Source organism: Frankia sp. R43 (assembly GCF_001306465.1).
GTDB classification, from domain to species: domain Bacteria; phylum Actinomycetota; class Actinomycetes; order Frankiales; family Frankiaceae; genus Parafrankia; species Parafrankia irregularis.
The window spans coordinates 357,852-377,202 of record NZ_LFCW01000011.1 but is presented as its reverse complement, the minus strand read 5'-3'; the positions used below and the strand labels follow the sequence as shown (position 1 = coordinate 377,202).

17 protein-coding genes are annotated in these 19,351 nt (G+C 69.3%); 14 read left to right on the top strand and 3 right to left on the bottom strand.

Going from position 1 to position 19,351, the window contains the following annotated elements; translation table 11 throughout:
• Nucleotides 1-231: 231 nt before the first annotated feature.
• Nucleotides 232-1,275 carry an SDR family NAD(P)-dependent oxidoreductase gene (locus ACG83_RS37380; RefSeq protein WP_054570956.1) on the bottom strand — a complete coding sequence of 348 codons (1,044 nt, stop codon included), beginning with the start codon at nt 1,273-1,275 and terminating at the stop codon, nt 232-234.
• Nucleotides 1,276-1,395: 120 nt separating this feature from the next.
• On the opposite strand from ACG83_RS37380, the gene ACG83_RS37375 reads away from it, so the two are divergent.
• The 14 genes from ACG83_RS37375 to ACG83_RS37310 all read left to right on the top strand — a co-directional run bounded on the left by ACG83_RS37375 (nt 1,396) and on the right by ACG83_RS37310 (nt 16,733).
• A complete protein-coding gene (locus ACG83_RS37375) occupies nt 1,396-1,977 on the top strand; it encodes a TetR/AcrR family transcriptional regulator (protein ID WP_054570955.1) in 582 nt (193 codons plus the stop codon).
• 419 nt (nt 1,978-2,396) lie between these two features.
• Complete coding sequence (locus ACG83_RS37370; protein ID WP_083473884.1) at nt 2,397-3,254, top strand: SAM-dependent methyltransferase; 858 nt, start codon at nt 2,397-2,399, stop codon at nt 3,252-3,254.
• A gap of 270 nt (nt 3,255-3,524) precedes the next feature.
• Complete coding sequence (locus tag ACG83_RS37365; RefSeq protein ID WP_054570954.1) at nt 3,525-3,962, top strand: Fur family transcriptional regulator; 438 nt, start codon at nt 3,525-3,527, stop codon at nt 3,960-3,962.
• A 162-nt stretch (nt 3,963-4,124) separates the two neighbouring features.
• Nucleotides 4,125-6,365 (top strand): catalase/peroxidase HPI, encoded by a 2,241-nt coding sequence (gene katG / locus ACG83_RS37360; protein ID WP_054570953.1) that lies wholly within the window; start codon nt 4,125-4,127, stop codon nt 6,363-6,365.
• Nucleotides 6,366-7,086: 721 nt separating this feature from the next.
• Nucleotides 7,087-8,028: a GNAT family protein gene (locus ACG83_RS37355; RefSeq protein WP_152991622.1), complete on the top strand. Its 942-nt coding sequence runs from the start codon at nt 7,087-7,089 to the stop codon at nt 8,026-8,028.
• A gap of 194 nt (nt 8,029-8,222) precedes the next feature.
• On the top strand, nt 8,223-8,639 hold the full coding sequence (locus tag ACG83_RS37350) for a hypothetical protein (RefSeq protein WP_131831056.1): 417 nt from the start codon (nt 8,223-8,225) through the stop codon (nt 8,637-8,639).
• An 89-nt stretch (nt 8,640-8,728) separates the two neighbouring features.
• Nucleotides 8,729-9,463: an ATP-binding cassette domain-containing protein gene (locus ACG83_RS37345; protein WP_198955496.1), complete on the top strand. Its 735-nt coding sequence runs from the start codon at nt 8,729-8,731 to the stop codon at nt 9,461-9,463.
• Nucleotides 9,463-10,794: a hypothetical protein gene (locus ACG83_RS37340; protein WP_054570949.1), complete on the top strand. Its 1,332-nt coding sequence runs from the start codon at nt 9,463-9,465 to the stop codon at nt 10,792-10,794. The genes ACG83_RS37345 and ACG83_RS37340 overlap by 1 nt, the downstream gene beginning before the upstream one ends.
• Before the next feature lie 93 nt (nt 10,795-10,887).
• Nucleotides 10,888-11,442 carry a hypothetical protein gene (locus ACG83_RS37335; protein ID WP_054570948.1) on the top strand — a complete coding sequence of 185 codons (555 nt, stop codon included), beginning with the start codon at nt 10,888-10,890 and terminating at the stop codon, nt 11,440-11,442.
• Nucleotides 11,443-11,882: 440 nt separating this feature from the next.
• A complete protein-coding gene (locus tag ACG83_RS37330) occupies nt 11,883-12,737 on the top strand; it encodes an SAM-dependent methyltransferase (protein ID WP_054570947.1) in 855 nt (284 codons plus the stop codon).
• A 335-nt stretch (nt 12,738-13,072) separates the two neighbouring features.
• Entirely contained in the window at nt 13,073-13,927 is an 855-nt protein-coding gene (locus ACG83_RS37325) for an SAM-dependent methyltransferase (protein ID WP_054570946.1), read from the top strand.
• 104 nt (nt 13,928-14,031) lie between these two features.
• Entirely contained in the window at nt 14,032-14,745 is a 714-nt protein-coding gene (locus ACG83_RS37320; RefSeq protein WP_054570945.1) for an SDR family oxidoreductase, read from the top strand.
• Between the two features lie 307 nt (nt 14,746-15,052).
• Entirely contained in the window at nt 15,053-15,907 is an 855-nt protein-coding gene (locus ACG83_RS37315; RefSeq protein WP_054570944.1) for an SAM-dependent methyltransferase, read from the top strand.
• Between the two features lie 4 nt (nt 15,908-15,911).
• The gene (locus ACG83_RS37310; RefSeq protein WP_054570943.1) at nt 15,912-16,733 is read left to right on the top strand and encodes an NAD(P)-dependent oxidoreductase; all 822 of its coding nucleotides are present in this window, start codon (nt 15,912-15,914) and stop codon (nt 16,731-16,733) included.
• 70 nt (nt 16,734-16,803) lie between these two features.
• Here ACG83_RS37310 and ACG83_RS37305 read toward each other — a convergent pair whose 3' ends face one another.
• Both ACG83_RS37305 and ACG83_RS37300 read right to left on the bottom strand, forming a co-directional pair.
• Nucleotides 16,804-17,895: a PD40 domain-containing protein gene (locus tag ACG83_RS37305; RefSeq protein WP_054570942.1), complete on the bottom strand. Its 1,092-nt coding sequence runs from the start codon at nt 17,893-17,895 to the stop codon at nt 16,804-16,806.
• Complete coding sequence (locus tag ACG83_RS37300) at nt 17,892-19,349, bottom strand: MFS transporter (protein ID WP_054570941.1); 1,458 nt, start codon at nt 19,347-19,349, stop codon at nt 17,892-17,894. Before ACG83_RS37300 ends, ACG83_RS37305 begins: the two co-directional genes overlap by 4 nt.
• Nucleotides 19,350-19,351 lie beyond the last annotated feature (2 nt).

Here is a 19,351-nt window from a genome sequence, read left to right as displayed (position 1 = left end):
CGGAATGTTAACCCATGTAAATTGTTGCTCACGGTAAGCATCTGTAACCATGCGTAAGGTATCTGTCGGCCCGGATTATGCGCACATGCGTCGACAAGGCCGGCGGCCAGAAAGCCCAGGACCACGAACGCCCCGGCAGGGACGCCGGCGGACGGCCGATCCGCGGCATCGGCCATCCGTCACGCCACGTGGCCGACAACCCGGAACCGAGTGGGCAGCGGCGAGGCGGGATCAGCTGGCGGCTGGCACGCCGAGGCCGAGGGTGCGCTCCGAGACGTCCCAGAGCTGGGCGGCGGCGTCCGGGTCCAGGGCGTAGGCGGCTACCCCGTTGCGTGCTCCGAGCACGCCGACCTGGGCCTCGTTGCAGTCCTCGAAGTAGCGCCCGCCGATTCCGGCGAGCAGCGGCGACGTCGCGACCAGCACCGAGGTCGCGGCACCCTGCTCGGTGGTCTTCCATTTCAGGTCGGCGCCTCCCGCGGCGGCACGCAGCCGGGCGAGATCCTCGTCGGAGACGTATCGCTGCAGGTTGGTGCGGATGCCGCCGGGCATCAGGGCGTTCACGGTGATGCCGTCGGCCGCCCAGCGGCGGCTGGCCTCGACGGCGAACAGCACGTTGGCCGTCTTCGACTGGCCGTAGGCCCCCCACGGGTCATAGGGGCGGCGGTCGAAGTGGATGTCGTCGAAGACCACCGGGGAGCGGTGATGGGCGCTGGAGCTCACCGAGACGACGCGCGCACCACCGCCGGCCGTACCGCCGTCGCCGCCCGCGGCCGCGGCCGCGGCGGCCAGGGCATCGTGCAGGCCGACGGTCAGCGCGAAGTGGCCGAGGTGGTTGGTGGCGAACTGCAGCTCCCAGCCTTCGGGGGTGCGCGTCAGCGGCGAGGCCATGACGCCGGCGTTGTTGACGAGGATGTCCAGCGGGCCGTCCCAGCGGCGCACGAACGCGGCCACCGAGGCCTGGTCGGCGAGGTCGAGCGCCTCGACCAGCACCCGCCCCGCGGCCGTGCCGGCATCCGCGCCCTCGCCGGCACCGGTGACCGCGCTCGCGCTCGCGCTCGTGCCAGCGATGTCGGCGGCGGTGCGCTCGCCCGCGGCCAGGTCACGGACGGCCAGGGTGACTTCGGCCCCGGCGGTGGCGAGTGCCCGTGCGGTCTCGACGCCGATGCCGGAGGCGCCGCCGGTCACGATGGCACGGCGGCCGGTGAGGTCGATACCGGCGATCACCTCGGCGGCGGTCGACTCGGCGTCGAACGGGGTCGTGATCCGATCAGTCATGATCAGGTTCTCCTCGGTACGCTTATCCGGAGTCTCCTCCGTTCCATTCGACAGGAACCGGAGGGGGCTCCGGAAAATTTCCCGGCCGGCCAGCCCGGCCGGCCAGGAGGTCGAGAGCTGATGCCATCCGCCCGCCCCCTGCGTGTGGATGCCCAGCGCAACCGGCAGCGACTGCTCGACGCGGCGGTCCGCCTGCTGCCGCAGGAGGAGGACGGCTCCGAGGTCACGCTCGCCGCGATCGCCAAGGAGGCCGGCGTCGGCATCGGGACGCTGTACCGCCATTTCCCCACCCGGGAGGCGCTCGTCGACGCCGCCTACCGCGGTGAGCTCGACCGGCTGTGCGATTCGGTCGACGGGCTGGTCCGCGACCTGCCACCGGATCAGGCGCTGCGCGAGTGGATGGACCGGTTCGTCGACTACATGGCGACGAAGCGCGGGATGGGCGGGGCGCTTCGCGCCCTGGTCGCCGCCGGCGGCGACCCGTTCGCGAACAGCCGCCGGCGGCTGACCGACGCGGTGGCGATGCTGCTGGCCGCCGGGGTGTCGGCGGGCATGCTGCGCGCGGACGTCACCGCCGACGATCTCCTGCTCGGCATCAGCGGCGTGACCTTGGCGACCGCGGATCGCGGCGACCGTGCCCAGGTCGGGCGCCTGCTCGACCTCCTCCTGGATGGGCTCAGAGCCGCCGGGCCAGCCAGATAGTCGGGCAGAGGCAAGCCGGTCTGGCAGGTAGTGGCCGCGGGCCGAGAACGTGGGTTCACCGCACCGGTGCACGCATACACGATGCGGACAAGAGGGCAATAGGCCCACTTGACTAGACATTTCGCGCAGATCGCGCAGATCGCGCCGTCGTATGGCGGCTCCGCGGCACCGGTTTGCCTCCAGAAGCAACCAGTGGCCACGTTTGCCGCGACGGCCGGCAGCCGTCCACCGGGTCCGGGTGGGCCGGAACTCCATTTGCTCCCTTCTGACAAAACAGCGCCCACCCCATCAGCGGAACGGTAGGGTTCTACCCGCAACGTCGGCATTGTCCGCCGGCAGCGCCAGTGCCGCGTTCGGCAGATGTGACCCACCCGTACGCAGGCGCCGGAGGAATATTCGCGCCCACTACGGGGGAATTCGTGACCACTGAGGCCGAGCCCAACGACGGCGGCACTTCCGTCATCACCGCCGACGGAACGCCACTGGACGTCGACCTGAAAACCGATGTGCCGCACCCGGCCCGGGTCTACGACTACATCCTCGGCGGGACGGAGAATTTCCCGGCCGACCGCGCGGCAGCCGCAGAATTTTCCAGGCATTTGCCGAACCTGCCGACGTCCATGCGGGCGAACCGTAACTTCATGGCCCGGGTGGCGCACAACCTGGCGGCAGAGCACGGCATTCGGCAGTTCCTCGACATCGGTTCCGGGCTGCCGACCTCCCCGAACCTGCACGAGGTTGCCCAGCGGGTCGCGCCCGAGTCGCGGGTCGTCTACGTCGACCGCGACCCCATCGTTCTGCTGCACGCCCGGCCGCTGCTCACCAGCACTGCCGAGGGCAGCACCGCCTACCTCGACGCCGACCTGAGCCGGCCGCAGGAGATCCTGCAGTCCGCCCAGCTGCAGGAGACCCTTGACCTGAGCAAGCCGGTGGCGGTCAGCCTGCTGGCGGTCGTCCAGTTCATCCCGGATGACGCGATCGTGAAGAACGTCATCAGCGAGCTCCTGGCGCCGCTCGCCCCGGGCAGCATCCTGGCGATCTCCACCGTGACGGCGGACTTCGCCCCCGAGGAGGTGGCGGACGGCACCGCCGCCTACCGGGCCAGCGGGATCCCGATGGTCTCGCGTGACCTGAAGGCCGTCGAGGCCTTCTTCGACGGCCTGGAGCTGCTCGACCCGGGCATCGTCCTCGTCCACCGCTGGCACCCCGACGCCGAGTCGGCCGCCATCGAGGACAGCCACGTCTACATGTACGGCGGCGTCGCCCGCAAGCCGTAGTCGCCCGCAAGCCGTAGTCGCCCGCAAGCCGTAGTCGCGCGCAAGCTGTAGTCGGTCAACGCGGGCGAGCCGTGGTCGATCACCCAGCTTCGCCGAAGCCGCGGCCGGATCCCCTCCGGCCGCGGCTTTGTCGTTCCCGACCCAGCCCCGCCCGATCTCTCTCGACCCGGCCGCCCGCACCCGGCCCGGGAGTGCCGCCGCACCCCACCCTCAAAAAGATCTTGAACAGTTTTCTTGACTCGTTCAGGAAAAGGGCGCACCGTAGTGCGCATGACGACGTCCGCGGACTTCCAGCAGATGCTGAGGGGGGCCGCCCTGCGCGTCACCCGTCCGCGGGTGGCCGTGCTCGGCGCGGTCCACGCACATCCGCACGCTGACACCGATTCGATCATCGGGGCGGTGCGCGCGGAGCTCCCCGACGCCTCCCACCAGGCCGTCTACGACTCGCTGCGGGTACTCACGAACGCGGGCCTGGTGCGGCGCATCCAGCCGGCCGGCTCGGTGGCCCGGTACGAGTCGCGAGTCGGAGACAACCACCACCACGTCGTCTGCAGATCCTGCGGTGCCATCTCGGATGTCGACTGCGCCGTGGGCGAGGCACCGTGCCTCACCGCCTCCGACGACAACGGGTTCTCGATCGACGAGGCCGAGGTCGTCTACTGGGGCCGCTGCCCCGCCTGTTCCGGCTCCGACGCCGGAAGTTTCTGATCCCCCACTGCCCGATCCATCCGTCGCCGAGCACCCGAGCAGCTGAAGACCCGATCGCGTCGCGATCCACCACCGTTCCATCAGCCATCGATCAAACCGTCACTCTCAGTGTGCGATTCGTGACCCAGTTTGCCCTGATGAGATCCCTGCCCGGAGGGTTGCATGTCCGAGAACCAGGAAAAGGAAGTCTTTCCCACCGACACGGAAAGCAACGCGGCCGGAGGCTGCCCGGTGGCGCATGGCCGCGCCCCGCACCCCACCCAGGGGGGCGGCAACCGCGGCTGGTGGCCGCAGCAGCTCAACCTGAAGATCCTCGCCAAGAATCCGGCCGTGGCGAACCCGCTCAGCTCGGATTTCGACTACGCGGCCGCCTTCAACACCCTCGACCTCGCCGCCGTGAAGCGGGACATCGCCGAGGTGCTGACGACATCCCAGGAATGGTGGCCGGCGGACTTCGGGCACTACGGCCCGTTCATGGTCCGGATGGCCTGGCACAGCGCCGGCACCTACCGCATCAGTGACGGCCGTGGCGGTGCCGGGGCCGGCCAGCAGCGTTTCGCGCCGCTCAACAGCTGGCCGGACAACGGGAACCTGGACAAGGCCCGCCGCCTGCTCTGGCCGGTCAAGAAGAAGTACGGCCAGGCACTGTCCTGGGCCGACCTGATGATTCTCACCGGTAATGTCGCGCTGGAATCGATGGGCCTGCCCACGTTCGGTTTCGCCGGCGGCCGTCCGGACGTCTGGGAACCCGACGAGGACGTCTACTGGGGCCCGGAGCAGACCTGGCTCGGCGACGAGCGCTACACCGGTGACCGGGAGCTCGAGGAGCCGCTCGGCGCGGTGCAGATGGGGCTGATCTACGTCAACCCGGAAGGCCCGAACGGCAACCCGGACCCGCTCGCCGCGGCCCGCGACATCCGCGAGACGTTCCGCCGGATGGCGATGAACGATGTCGAGACGGTCGCGCTGATCGCCGGCGGGCACGCCTTCGGCAAGACGCACGGGGCAGCGAACCCGGACGAGTACGTCGGTCCGGAGCCCGAAGGCGCCCCGCTGGAGGAGCAGGGCCTCGGCTGGAAGAACAGCTTCGGCACCGGCAAGGGTGGCGACACGATCACCAGTGGTCTTGAGGGTATCTTCACCGACACCCCGACCACCTGGGACAACAGGTTCTTCGAGATCCTCTTCGGCTACGAGTGGGAGCTGACGAAGAGCCCGGCCGGGGCGAACCAGTGGAAGCCGAAGGACGGTGCCGGCGCCGGTACGGTCGCCGACGCGCACGATCCGTCCCGCCGGCATGCTCCCACGCTGCTGACGACGGACCTGGCGCTGCGTTTCGACCCGATCTACGAGCCGATCTCGCGGCGCTTCCTGGAGCACCCCGAGGAGCTCACCGACGCCTTCGCCCGAGCCTGGTTCAAGCTGACCCACCGTGACATGGGCCCGATCCAGCGCTACCTCGGCCCGGAGGTCCCGGCCGAGCGGCTGATCTGGCAGGACCCGGTGCCCGCGGTGGACCACGAGCTGGTCGACGCGGCGGACGTCGCCAGCCTCAAGGCGCAGGTCCTCGCCTCGGGGCTGCCGGTGTCGCGGCTGGTCGCGGTGGCGTGGGCATCCGCGTCGACGTTCCGCGGCGGGGACAAGCGCGGCGGCGCGAACGGTGCCCGCATCCGGCTGGAGCCGCAGCGCGGCTGGGAGGTGAACGAGCCCGACGAACTGGCCACGGCGCTGCGCACGCTGACGGAGATCCAGGAGGGCTTCAACGCCGCCCAGACCGGCGGGAAGAAAGTCTCGCTGGCCGACCTGATCGTGCTGGCCGGCGCCGCCGCGGTCGAGGCCGCCGCGCGCGCCGCCGGTGTCGAGGTGGAGGTGCCGTTCACCCCGGGACGCACCGACGCGACCGAGGAGCAGACCGACGTCGAGTCGTTCGTCCCGCTCGAGCCGAAGGCGGACGGGTTCCGCAACTACCTGGGCAAGGCCAGCCGCCTGCCGGCGGAGTTCCTGCTCGTCGACCGGGCGAACCTGCTGACCCTGAGCGCGCCCGAGCTGACGGTGCTGGTCGGAGGCCTGCGGGTGCTCGGTGCGATCTACGGGCAGTCGCAGCTCGGCGTCCTCACCACCGCCCCCGGGTCGCTGACGAACGACTTCTTCGTCAACCTCCTCGACCTGGGGACGACCTGGGCGCCGAAGGCGGACGAGGCCGGCCTGTACGAGGGCCGCGACGACGCCACCGGCGCGGTCCGCTGGACGGCCAGCCGCGTCGACCTGGTCTTCGGGTCGAACTCCGAGCTGCGTGCACTCGCGGAGGTCTACGCGAGCGACGACGCGAAGGAGAAGTTCGTGCACGACTTCGTCGCCGCCTGGGTCAAGGTGTCGAACCTCGACCGCTACGACCTGGTCTGATTTCACCGAGCCGGACCTGGTTCCAGGAAGCGACGGCGGGGCGCCACCCGGGCAGGTGACGGGCGGCGCCCCCGCAGCCGACTGAGCGCCGGCCACGCCTCCACGTGGCCGGCGTTCCGTGCTTGGCGCTCGGTCCGGATTCCGGCCTCCCAAGCCCGGATTTCGCCTCAGGCCCGCGCACGTTCGGCGGAGCCGCCCCAGCCCGCGACGGACGGCTGGCAGGCGGGCAGCCTCGGATCATCAGGTGATATGCCTCACATGGCGCGCGGCCATCCCAGCCTCTCACTCACGCATTTCAACACGCTCTGTGTACGGAGCTCGCGGCATCGCGATTCGTCCCCCGACAGCGGGTCGACCCCCCAACGTGCATCGCTCCCCTCGGTGCGGGGCCAGAGACGCTCGGTACACAGAATCCGCCCGTTACTCTTGGTAAGGAAATCGCTTCAGCCGCTCCGGCTCCCGCCTGACGTTCGGCGATTCCGCCCGCGCCGAAGCCTTGCTCGCCATAAATAGCCCGACTAGCATGCCGAAAGTCGGAGAACGCAGATTTCACCGAAATCCATCGAGGCTGCTGGTGTCGCGCCGCGGGGCGATGCGAGAAAGAGGGACGCGGCTCGGCGGGCGTTTGTGGTGCGCAGACAACCAGTGCTGCGAGGTCCGGCCGCTCCCTCACGTCGCCCTGGCTCGAGACATACCAAGGACAGGGCTGGAGTCCGGACATTTGACGAACGAAACCATATCGGCCCGAGGCGGCCCCGGAGCGCCCTCCCGGGAGGCGGTTGAGGCGGGTCTGGCGGATTTCCTGGCAGACCTCACCGGAGTCCCTCGGGAGCCCTTCTCCTTCGGCGCAAAATTGCACGAGGACCTGGCGATTGATTCTCTGCAGTGGCTGGAGCTGGTGCACTGGCTGACCACAGCCGGTGTCCCTCGGGAGGCGCTCGACAAGAACCATCCGCATACTTTCGGCGATCTCGTCGAGCTACTCGGGAGCATTCCAGAGGAATCGCCGAAGACAAAGAACGAAGGCGACGCCGGTGCCGACGCCGACGCGCCCGGGGCGTTGAATCCGCGCCCCATCCGACTCAGGACGCACAATATCGCCCTGGGCCCGGTGAACCCTGATTCGCATCACTTTCTCTACCAACTCGCCATCAGCGAGGAACTGGGTCACCGCTGGCGGTTCCGTGGTGCGGTCCCAACTTTCGAGGCGTTCCAGCACGGAATCCAGCAGGGCGTTCTCACGCAGTTCGTCGCATATCTGTGGCCGACACCCGAACCTATCGGCCATGTTGTCTGCTACAACTATGATCAACGGCGCAGGAGTGCATACATTGCGGCTGTCTTCACGCCCGAAGCCATAGCGCGGGGGCTTCCGATGGAGGCGGTCAACCTGTTCATCGACCACGTCTTCCAGGTTTACGGCCCGAGAAAGCTCTACGCGGAGCTTCCCGAATACAACTTCGCCCAGATCGCCAGCGGCCGCGGCAAGTGGTACGACGTCGAGGGCTGCCTCCGGGAGGCGATCTACTACGACGGGCGCTACTGGGACGAGTACATAATCGCGGTCTGGCCGAGCCGGCGAAGAGCGGCGTCGGGGCTGTTGACCTTCGGGCCGCGGATTTCGGGACAGGTCGACGCCGACCGCGGCTCGGATCGCCCCTGACACCCGCCGTGCCGGGGTGGCCGTCAGCTCCACCGAGCGGCCATCTCCCAGGTGACCACCATGCCTCTTCGAGGCCGACGGATTCACGGATCCTCCTGGCGCCCCCACAGACGTTCACCCATTCGAACCAGAGCGGCGACGCCGGGCCCGGGAACCAGAAAAACCGAACCAACGACGAAAGAGAGCTGGTCGAAATGAGAAGGTCCGCGGCCGTGGTCGCCGGTGTTCCCGTCGCCATCATGGGGATGGGACTACCGGCATATGCGTACGAGGGCACCTTCAGCTCGTACATCGATGACGCCGTGACCGGCTTCGAGTCACGCTGGTGGCAGGACAACAACTCGACCAACGACGACACGATCGTGACGTTCAAGGGCTGCCGGGTCAACAACAACAGCACCGGAGGCGCGGATGCCGGAATCGCGCTCCGCTGGGCGCGCCCCTATCTGCCGGACGGCGAGGGCAGCACCGTCGTGCTGAACTGCTACGACAGCGACAACTACCACTGGGCCGACCCCGCCGCCACAAACTACCGATTCAGGCTGAAGACCATCAACGGCTCGGATTCGGGTAGAATCCTCGACGTCGAGACTGTCGGCGTGAGCTGGTAGACATCGGAGCTGCTGGGTGCCGTGCCCCGCGGGGCACGGCACCCGCCCTCCCGCCCGCTCCGAAAAAATGGATGACGTTTGTGTTTCTCGTGTTTGACGAAATATCCTACTCGTATCGTGCTGGGCGGGATGTCTTTCGGAACCTGACCTGCGCCTTCCAGCCCGGGCGCACGGTACTACTGGGCCCGAACGGCGCGGGAAAATCCACCCTGCTCGCCGTCGGCGCGACGGTGCTGGCGCCACGCACCGGCCGTGTCACCTTCGACGGGCGTCCAATCCAACACGGGTCCGGGCGCCGGCAGTACCGACGCGAAATGGCCTGGATGCCGCAGCACGTCAGGCCCATGGCCGGTCTGACGATTCGTGAGCAGGTCGCCTACGTCGGCTGGCTCAAAGGCATGTCGAAGTCGGAGTCCTGGCGAGAGGCGAAGAACGCGCTCTCCCAGGTCGGCCTCGACCACCGGGAGAACGAACTGGCCAGGGCCCTGTCCGGCGGGCAGCTCAGACGGGTGGGTATCGCCCAGGCAGTGGTCCACCGAGCGAAGATCGTGCTCATGGACGAGCCGACGGCGGGTCTGGACCCCGCTCAGCGGCAGGTCTTCACTCAGCTCGTGTCGGATCTGGCCGAATCGGCCACGGTCGTGGTGTCGACCCATCAGACCGAGGATCTCCTCGAGAGTTTCGACAACGTCGTCGTCCTGGACCACGGTGAGGTGCGGTTCTCCGGCTCCGTGGCCGACTACCTCGCTCTGGCCGACAGCCCGGATGCCCCGGTAGGACGCCAGGCCGCCCTCGCGTACACCCATCTGGTCTCGGAAAGCTGATGGCCCGTCGACTTCGGCTCGGCTATGCGGTGCGTTCGCGCCTGAGCTCACGATGGACCTGGTACCTGAGATCCCATGCGGCGCTGAAAGCTCCCTTCTTCATCGTTCCGATGGTTCTCCTCTACGAGACCTCCGCCTTCGTGACGATGCAGCTCGGAGACGGGTACTGGGTAACCGGCTCCGCCAAGGCGTCCTATGCGCTTCCGTTCGTGGCGCCCGTGTGCGCGGCAGCCGCGGCCTGGGAGGCCGGTCGCCTCAGGAGGTCTGGCGCGCTTCGGCTGGCTCCCGCACGCAGTGTCTTCCATGTTCTGCTTCGGCTGGTCAGCCCCATCGCCGCGGCGGGGCTTCTCGGTCTGCTGCTTTCCTACCTCGCGGTCGGCTTCGAGCTCGACGCCGTGACCGGTCATCCCAGTCCTGTCATCGCCGCCGCCGCGGTCGCCGTGGTGACGGGGATGACCGCGGCCGGGCTGATCTTCGGGTGGTTCCTTCCAGGGGTCATCGCCGCGCCGGCGGTCGCTGTGCTCGGCTGGATCCTGATCACATACCCCGTGACGGTCAGTCCACCCTGGTTGCGCCACCTCAACGGGATGCCGGAGGACTGCTGCATGCTGGCCGCGCAGCCGTCGGCCGGCGTCTTCTTCGCCCCGGCCGCACTCGCGGCGGGGGCTGTCCTGGTCCTGATCCTGCTGGTGCGGGAGACCAGGCATCCACGCTGGATGCTGCTTCCCGGCCTGGCCGTGTCCGCGGTCGCGGTCACGGCCGCCTGCCTCACCGCCAGATCCATGGGGGATTCGCCCCAGAGCGAACGCGATCCCGGTGACCTGCGATGTGCCGGTTCCAGTCCGCTGGTGTGCGTCTGGCCGGAGCACGCGAACCTGCTCTCGGAGGCCGCCACGCAGGCTCAGGTTGTCCGCTCCCGCCTGCAGGCGATCGGCCTGGACGTCCCGGGGACCGCCTCCGAGGCATCCACCGCGGACTGGTTCTTCTACCTGCCCAGCGACGCGGACGCGGCCGAGGTCCGACTGGCGCTCGCTCGCGCGGTGGTTCCCCGTCCGCCGGAATGCGAGCCGGGTCGCCCACCCCGTCAGCTGCCGCCCTGGGAAAGCATGCGGACGGCATCGTCATCGCTCGCGGTGCCCTACCTGCAGGCGTGGCTGGCGCTCCAGGTGGGCGTTCCGGAGCAGTACGTCGCGAATGCCTACCCGGTGGACGTTCTGACATATCTCCACGAACGGACAGAAAAACCTATCTCCCGCCAACGGGAAGAATACGAACGGACACTTGCACTCGTACGGAACTGCCGACCGCTCGGGGGCACCGATGGCACCTGACCCCACGAGGCGCGGACGCTCCGATCTCGGGGCCCGTTCAGTCACAACCGGCGGGTACGCGTGATCTGGTGGTGGCGGAACCGTGGTTACACGATGCACTTCTCCGTCGTGGTGGGCACGCTCGTCGCCGTACTCCTGGTGGGTGACGCGGCCTTTCCGGTCCCGAGCCTCCTAGGCGGTTCCAGCCTGCGGCTCCCCGTCATGCTCCTGCTCCCGCTGGCCCCGTCGAGCGTGGTCTCCTACTGCCTGTCCAGACGCGACGGCCTCGAGCTGACCGGTACACAGCCCACGCGGTGGCTCGACTGCGCGGTGATGGTGATGACCGCGGCCATCGGGATGCTGGCGGGAACCCTGCTCCAGGTGACGGGGCTCAATGACCAGGGGTTCGCCGCGGGCCGCAACATGGCCGGGTACATAGGTCTTTCGCTGGTCGGTGTGGCGATCGTCGGCGCCCAGGCCTCGTCCCTGTTCCCGGTTACCGTGGCGGTCGTCACCAGTTCGCTGGGCGCACAGGTCAACGGGCAGGCCAGGAGCTGGGCGTGGCCGGCAGCCGGCGCGGAGTCGCTGCTTGCGTTGGTGGTGGCCCTGGCGACCCTTGTCCTGGGCCTTCTCTGCGGCCTTGTCTGGGGCGGCCGGGCCGGTAGGTAAGCCGGTAGGTAAGCCGGTAGGCGGGGCCGGCGGGATGACGCGGGCCGGGGTCGCGTGATGCCGGCCGCACAACGCCGGGCCGGCTGGTCGCCCTGTTGGTCGCCGGTAAGGCCGGCCCCACCGGGCTGCGCACTGCAGTGAACTTCCCGACGCCACCTACAGGACCAAAGACCCTGTCGCTCCTCGTCGAAATACCCCGGGGAACCGGCGCCGAGCCGCCTTGCCGCGTCCCACCCACCCTCCGCACGCCCGCTACCTGGGAGAAGACCAAGGCGCGCGGGCGGATCGGGGCCTGCGCCGGCCTCTTCACAGGTATGTTCGCGTCAGCCAAAGTGGTCCGAATGTCCTACCCTGTCCGATTGCCGCGACGGGGTGGTGGGAAAGTGCTAGCAAGCAAACGCCACCGTCGAGGGCGGCTGATATCAGAGGTGGGGGTAGTCGTGACTGACCGCGACGATGCCGACTGGGGTGGTACCTCGCTGGCACCGGGGTGGACTCCGCCGAACGTCAACCTGAAGACCGACGTCCCCCACTCGGCGCGGGTCTACGACTACATCCTCGGCGGGAAGGACAACTTCCCGGCAGATCGGGCCGCGGCCGGAGATTTCACTCGGAGCATGCCCAACCTGCCGACATCCATGCGGGCGAACCGGAACTTCATGGCCCGGATGGCCCATGTTGTGGCCGCCGAGCACGGCATCCGGCAGTTCCTCGACATCGGCACCGGGCTCCCGACCGAGCCGAACCTGCACGAGGTCGTCCAGAAGGTCGCCCCCGACGCGCGGATCGTCTACGTCGACAACGACCCCATCGTCCTGGTGCACGCCCGGGCCCTGCTCACCAGCACCCGCGAAGGCCGCACCGCCTACCTCGACGCCGACTTCACCGATCCCCGGAGCATCCTGAAATCGGAGCAGCTAGCTTCGACCTTTGACCTCGACCAGCCCGTCGCGGTCAGCCTGATCGCGATCCTGCAGTTCGTCCCCGACGACGCGATCGTGCAGGACGTCATCGACCAGCTGATGGCTCCCCTTCCCGCGGGGAGCCTCCTGGCGCTTTCCACCGTCACGGCCGACTCCGCCCCCGAGGAGATAGCCGCCGGCGTCGCCGCATACGGCGCCAGTGGTATTCCGATGGCCGCGCGGGACAGGAGCACCGTCGAAGGCTTCTTCCGCGGCCTGGAAATCCTCGACCCGGGTGTCGTGCTCGTTCACCGCTGGCATCCCGACGCCGAGTCGGCCGCCCTCGCCGACAGCCAGGTCTACATGTACGGCGCGATCGCCCGCAAGCCGTGACCCAGCCCCTCCACGGCCGAGGGCTCTGCGGCTGAAGGCTCGGCCGCTGACGGCTTGGCGGCTGACCGCTTCACGGCTGACGGCTCGGCGATCTGTTTGACGCGACAATCATTTGACGCGGTGATATCGGTTTGACTCCCGCCGTCCCCGTTCACGCGAGCAGATATGCGTGAACGGGGACGTTATCCCTGTTCATATCCCGGCAGGGCTCCGTTCCACTACGGTGCCCCAAGATGTCCCACCCCATCCGACTGGACCTGGCCGGGTGATGGCAGAGTGGCTGGCGATAGGTCAACCGCCGTCCACGACGGGTGATATCGGAGACAGGGGTAGCCGTGACCGACCAGCACGACGTCAGCTGGGGTGGCAGCGCCGCGGCACCGGGCTGGACCCCGCCGAATGTCGAGCTGAAAACGGACATCCCGCACTCGGCGCGGGTCTACGACTACATCCTCGGCGGCAAGGACAATTTCCCCGCCGACCGGGCCGCGGCCACAGGAATCGTCAAAAGCCTGCCGAACCTGCCCTCGTCCATGCGGGCTAACCGGCAGTTCCTGGCCCGGATGGCCCACGTTCTCGCCGCCGACTACGGAATTCGGCAGTTCCTCGACATCGGCACCGGGCTGCCGACCACTCCGAACCTGCACGAGGTCGTCCAGAAGGTCGCCCCCGAGTCACGGGTCCTCTACGTCGACAACGACCCGATCGTCCTGGTGCACGCCCGGGCCCTGCTCACCAGCACCCCCGAAGGCCGCACCGCCTACCTCGACGCCGACTTCGCCGAACCGCAGAACGTGCTGACGTCCGCGCAGTTCACCTCGACCTTCGACCTCAGCCAGCCGGTGGCGGTCAGCCTGCTCGCGATCGTGCAGTTCTTCCCCGACGACGACGTCGTGCGGGGCGTCATCGACCAGCTGATGGCCCCGCTGCCCGCGGGCAGCATCCTCGCCCTTTCCACCGTCACGGGGGACTACTCCCCCGAGGAGGTGGAGGCCGGCGTCGCCGCCTACCGGTCCAACGGCATCCCGAACATCGCGCGGGACCGGAAGGCCGTCGAAGGACTTTTCCGCGGACTGGAAATCCTGGACCCGGGTGTCGTCCTCGTCCACCGCTGGCATCCCGACACCGAGTCGGCCGCCCTCGCCGACACGCAGGTCTACATGTACGGCGCGATCGCTCGCAAGCCGTAGCCAAACCGCTCGACCGCCTCGCCGACCGGTTGAGCCGCCGACTCCAGTGCAGGTAAACAGTTGACTGGATCAGGGGCATGGCCGGACCGGATGGAGTGGGGCGCATGGGCGAGGTCGCGATCATCACGGGTGCCGCGGGCGGTATCGGGGAGGCCGTCGCCCGCCGGCTGGCCGCCTCGGGCGTGCACTGTGTGCTCGTCGACCGCAACCCGGCGGTTTCCGACGTCGCCGCGTCCATAGGCGGTGCGGCGGTGGTGGGAGACCTGACCGACCCCGACCTGTCGCTGCGGATGGTCGCCGCCGCCGGTGACCGGCTGGACCTGCTGGTGCTCAACGCCGGGCACAACTGTGTCGACAAGGACCCGGCCACCCTCGACCTGGACCGCTACCAGGCCGTGGTCGGCGTCAACCAGCATTCGGTGGTCTACGGGCTTCGCGGCGCGCTACCGGCGATGCGCGCCCGCGGCTGCGGTTCGATCGTCGTGACCGCCTCCCACGCGGCGCTGCGGGGCGTCGAGCAGGACCCCATCTACACGATGACCAAGCACGCGGTGATCGGCCTGGTCCGGGCGCTGTCCGGACCGCTGTCCCGGGAGAACATCCGGCTCGGCGCCGTCTGCCCCGGTCTTGTCGACACTCCGCTGACGGCCCCCGCGCGCGATCAGTTCCGCGCCGCGGGCGTCCCCATGCTCACCGCCGACGACGTGGCCGCCGCCGTCGTCGAGCTGCTGCGGACCGGTGAGCCGGGAACCGAGCTCGTCCTCACTCCCGGACGCCCGACGACCAGGTATGTGCCCACGCCACTGGACCTGGGCTGAGCCGTTACCGGCCGCTGATCCGTTACCGGCCGCTGATCCGTTACCGGCCGCTGAGCCCTGACGGGGTGTTGACCCGTTATGGGCTGTTGAGCCGTTACGGGCTGTTGACCGGTGTGCGCACCGAAAAGCGAAGACGTCTGGCCAGCGGCCATTTCACGACTCACCGACCGGGCGGCTTTCGCGTGGTCACCGACCTGCGCTTCCCGCCGTGGCACCCCCATGTGACACCCCCGGACAGGGGGTGCGAGAGTTTACTGAAGAAGCTGTTACCGGTAGCAAGTGGGCAATATCGGAGATAGGGGTAGTCGTGACTGACCGCGACGACGCCAGGTGGGGCGCCAGCCGGGGAGCACCGAGCTGGGCGCCGTCCAACGTCGACCTGAAGACCGACGTACCGCACTCGGCGCGGGTCTACGACTACATTCTCGGCGGTAAGGACAACTTCCCGGCCGACCGCGCGGCGGGCGACCAGACCGAGAAAATGATGCCGGGCCTGTCTCGATCCATGCGGGCGAACCGGAACTTCATGGCCCGGATGGCCCAACTCGTGGCCACGGAGCACGGCATCCGGCAGTTCCTCGACATCGGCACCGGGCTCCCGACGACGCCGAACCTGCACGAGGTCGTCCAGAAGGTCGCCCCCGAGTCACGGGTCCTCTACGTCGACAACGACCCCATCGTCCTGGTGCACGCCCGGGCCCTGCTCACCAGCACCCCCGACGGCCGCACCGCCTACCTCGACGCCGACTTCACGGACCCGGAAACCATCCTGAAGTCCGAGCAGCTCGCCTCCACCCTCGATCTCAGCCAGCCCGTCGCGCTCAGCCTGATCGCGCTCGTGCAGTTCATCCCGGACGAGACGCTCATCCAGCACGTCATCGACACGCTCGTGGCACCGCTGGCCCCCGGCAGCATCCTCGCGCTCTCGACGGCCACCGGCGACTACGCGCCCGAAGCGGTGGAGCGCGGGGTCGCCGCGTACCGCGGCAACGGCATCCCGATGACCGCGCGGGACAAGGCCACGGTCGAAGGCTTCTTCCGCGGGCTGGAGATCCTCGACCCGGGCGTCGTCCTCGTCCACCGCTGGCACCCCGACGCCGACGCCGCCGGGTACAGCGACAACGAGGTGTTCATGTACGGCGCGATCGCCCGTAAGCTCTAGCGGCGTGAAGGTCGGCTTCATCGGCCTCGGCAGCATGGGGCTGCCGATGGCACAGCGGCTTCGGTCCGCCGGGCACGAGCTCACCCTCTACGCCCGCCGGCCGGCGTCGCTCGAACCGTTCACCGGGCCGGACGTCGCCGTCGCCGCGACGCCGGCACTGCTGGGTGCGCGGGTCGAGGCGGTCGGGATCTGCGTGTTCGACGCGGCCGGCGTCGAGGAGGTCCTGTTCGGCCCGGACGGGATCGCCGCGACCGCGGCGCCGGGAACCGTCGTGCTCGTGCACAGCACCGTGTCACCGGCGCAGATCCGGGCCATCGCCGAACGGGCCGCGGGGCACGGCCTGCGCGTCCTGGACGCCCCGGTCAGTGGTGGCGCGCCACGCGCCCTCACCAGGGAGCTCACAGTCATGATCGGCGGTGACGCCGCGGCGCTCGCCGACGTCACCGGACTGCTGGCCGCGTTCTCGAACCAGGTCGTGCACCTGGGTGACGTCGGCGCCGCCTCACAGGCGAAACTCATCAACAACACCCTGCTCGCCGCGCAGATCGTGCTCGCCGACGAGGCGATGACGGCCGGGCGGTCACTCGGCCTGGACCTCGAGGGCCTCGCAACGGTCCTGCTGACGAGCAGCTCGTCCGGTGTGGGCTCCGGGGTACGCCTGCGCGCCGGCTCGCTGGCCGCCGTCGCCGACTCCCCCGCCGGCCCGACCCTCGCCAAGGACGTCACCCTGATGGCCGAGGTGCTCGCGTCCGCCCCAGGCCGCGATCTCGTCGAGGTGGCCCAGCGTCTCGTCACCGCGATCCGCGGTCACCGCGATCCGAAGTAACCGTGATCCGCAGTAACCGCGACGGCGGTGGCGACGGCGAACCGGCGCCCTGACCGCCGGCAGGATTTGATCAGCCGATCACCGCCGGGGCGAGCGCGGCGGTGGCCAGCCGGGTCGGGCTGCCGGTGCCGTCGGCGGGGACGGTCCACAGGTCGGAGCCGTAGTCTCCGGCGAGGGCGTAGGCGACGGTGTGGTCGTCGAGCCATACCGCCTGGTCGTCGACGCTGCGCTGTTCGGCGAGCGGCGTCTCGCGCATGGTCCGCAGGTCGAGGACGTACTCGTGCCACGGCGCGTCGGTGGGGGCGTCCGGTATGCGCTTCTTGAAGGCGAGCCGGGTGCCGTCCGGGGAGAGCGACGGGCATTCGAGGTTCTCCCGCAGCGTCGTCACCGTCTTCGCCTGGACGTCTCCCCGCACAAGATAGGTCTTTCCGCCGGTGCCGAGGGTCGCGTAGAAATGGCTGTCGTCAGCGAACGTGACGCCCCAGAAGTTGACGTCGACATTGCGGTACGGCGCGCCGTCCTTGATCACCTGGTATTCCTCCAGGGACTGGACCAGCGTCCAGGTGCGGGTGTCGAGGATCGAGGTGCGGGTGGAGAAGGTTCCGCCGGCGTACGAGTCACCGCTGACGAAGACCGTCCAGGCCATCATGCGGCCGCTGGCCGAGACCCGGGCTCGGGTCGGGATGCCGGTGAGCGCGAAGTGGCGCCGTTCGTGCAGATCCGCGTCCAGGACCACGGCGCGGTAGGTGTCCTGCAGCACACCCGACGCCTGCTGCAGGCAGATGCCACCACCGCCGGCGGCGTAGAACCGCAGGCAGCGCACGCCGGACGCGGTCCGCGCGCCGGCGGGCTGCGCGGCCGGCACAGATACCAGCTCGTCGCGGTGCGGCCCCCACAGCATGTTCCGGAACACCAGGCGCTGTTGCTGGCCCTGCTGCCGGTCCTCGTCCTGCTGGCCCTGCTGTTGCCGGTCCTGTTGCTGTTGCGGCGCGTCGTCCGCCACACTCAGGGTGACCCGCCCTGCGGTCACCGGCGGACCGCCGTCCTGCTGGTGGTCCCGCTGGTCAGCTCGGGCGGATGCACGTACCACCGAGCCCACGGCGACCCCGCCGAGCGCGAGGATCGCGACGAACAGCAGCGCCAGCCGGCCACGTGTGCTCATCTTGCCGGTAGTCCCTTCGTTGTCGCTTCGGGGCTCGTTGTCGCTTCGGGGCGCAGGAGGGCGCTCAGTGCGACGCAGCCCGTGAGGGCGATCGCGGCGGCGGCGAGCGCGGTTCGGTCGCCCCAGGCCGTCCAGGCGGCGCCGAACAGCAGGGAGCAGGCGAAACGGGTCACGGCCTGCCCGGTCTGGACCAGCGCCAGGCCGCTGGAGCGCAGCGATGCCGGAACCGAGACCGCCGCGGCGGCCATGAGCACCCCGTCGGTGGCCGCGTAGAAGGCACCGTGCAGCAGGAGCACCACGATCGGCAGCCAGTCGCCGTGCACCGGGGACAGCAGCAGCCCGTAGGCCACCAGAAGGCCACCGTGGCCGGCGAGGAACACCCGCCAGCTGCCGAAGCGGTCGGCTGCCTGCCCGATCGGAATTGCCAGCAGCAGGAAGGCGGTCGCCGTCCCGATCGGCAACAGGGGGAACCACTCGTCGGGGACGCCGAGGGCGTGCTGCAGCAGCAGATACAGAAACGAATCGCTGACCGTCGCCAGGCCGAGCAGCGCGGCGCAGCTCGTCAACCGGCGCAGCTCACGGACGCGCAGCAGCCCAAGCGCGGCGCGGGTGGAGACGTTGTCGGCTTCGGCCGCTTCGGCCGCTTCGGCCGCTTCGGCGGCTTCGGCCGCTTCGGCGGCTTCGGCGGCTTCGGCGGCTTGGGGAACCTGCTCTGTGGGGGCCGGGCCGCGGTCACGGCTCGGCGCGAAAAGCAGCAGGATCACGACGCCAGTCGTGGCGACGCAGAAGCTGACCGTGAACACCGCGTCGAATCCGTCGACGGTCGTGCGCATGATGAAGAACGCGATGATCGGGCCGATCAGTGCGCCGGCCGTGTCCATCGCACGGTGCACGCCGAACGACCGGCCCTGGGTACCGGCCGGCGAGGCAAGGGAGATCATCGCGTCGCGAGGTGCTGTCCGCAGCCCCTTGCCGGTCCGGTCCACCGCGAGCACCAGGCCGATGGACGTCATGCTGTGCACCGCGAGCAGGGCCGGCTTGCACAGCGCGGACAGGCCGTAGCCGACCGCCGCGGTCGCCTTGTACCGCCGGCCGCGGTCGGCGAGGTGGCCGCCGACCAGCCGGACCACGGCGCTGACTCCGTTGTAGAGGCCGTCGAGCAGGCCGAACCCGAGCGGCGAGAGGCCGAGCTCCGTCACCAGGTACAGCGGCAGGACGGCAGTGACCATCTCCGCCGAGATGTCGGTGACCAGGCTGACGGTTCCCAGGACGAGGACCGTGCCCGGCACCACCCGCGCGAGCGAGACACGGGCCAGGCGACGTCCACGGCGACGTCCACGGCGACGTCCACGGCCATGCTCACGGTGATGCTCATGGCTGGTGGAGGCCTGCCGGCCCGGGTCGGAACCCGGGCCGGCAGGTTTCGTGACGCTGCGCGCGTCCGCGAGATACACGG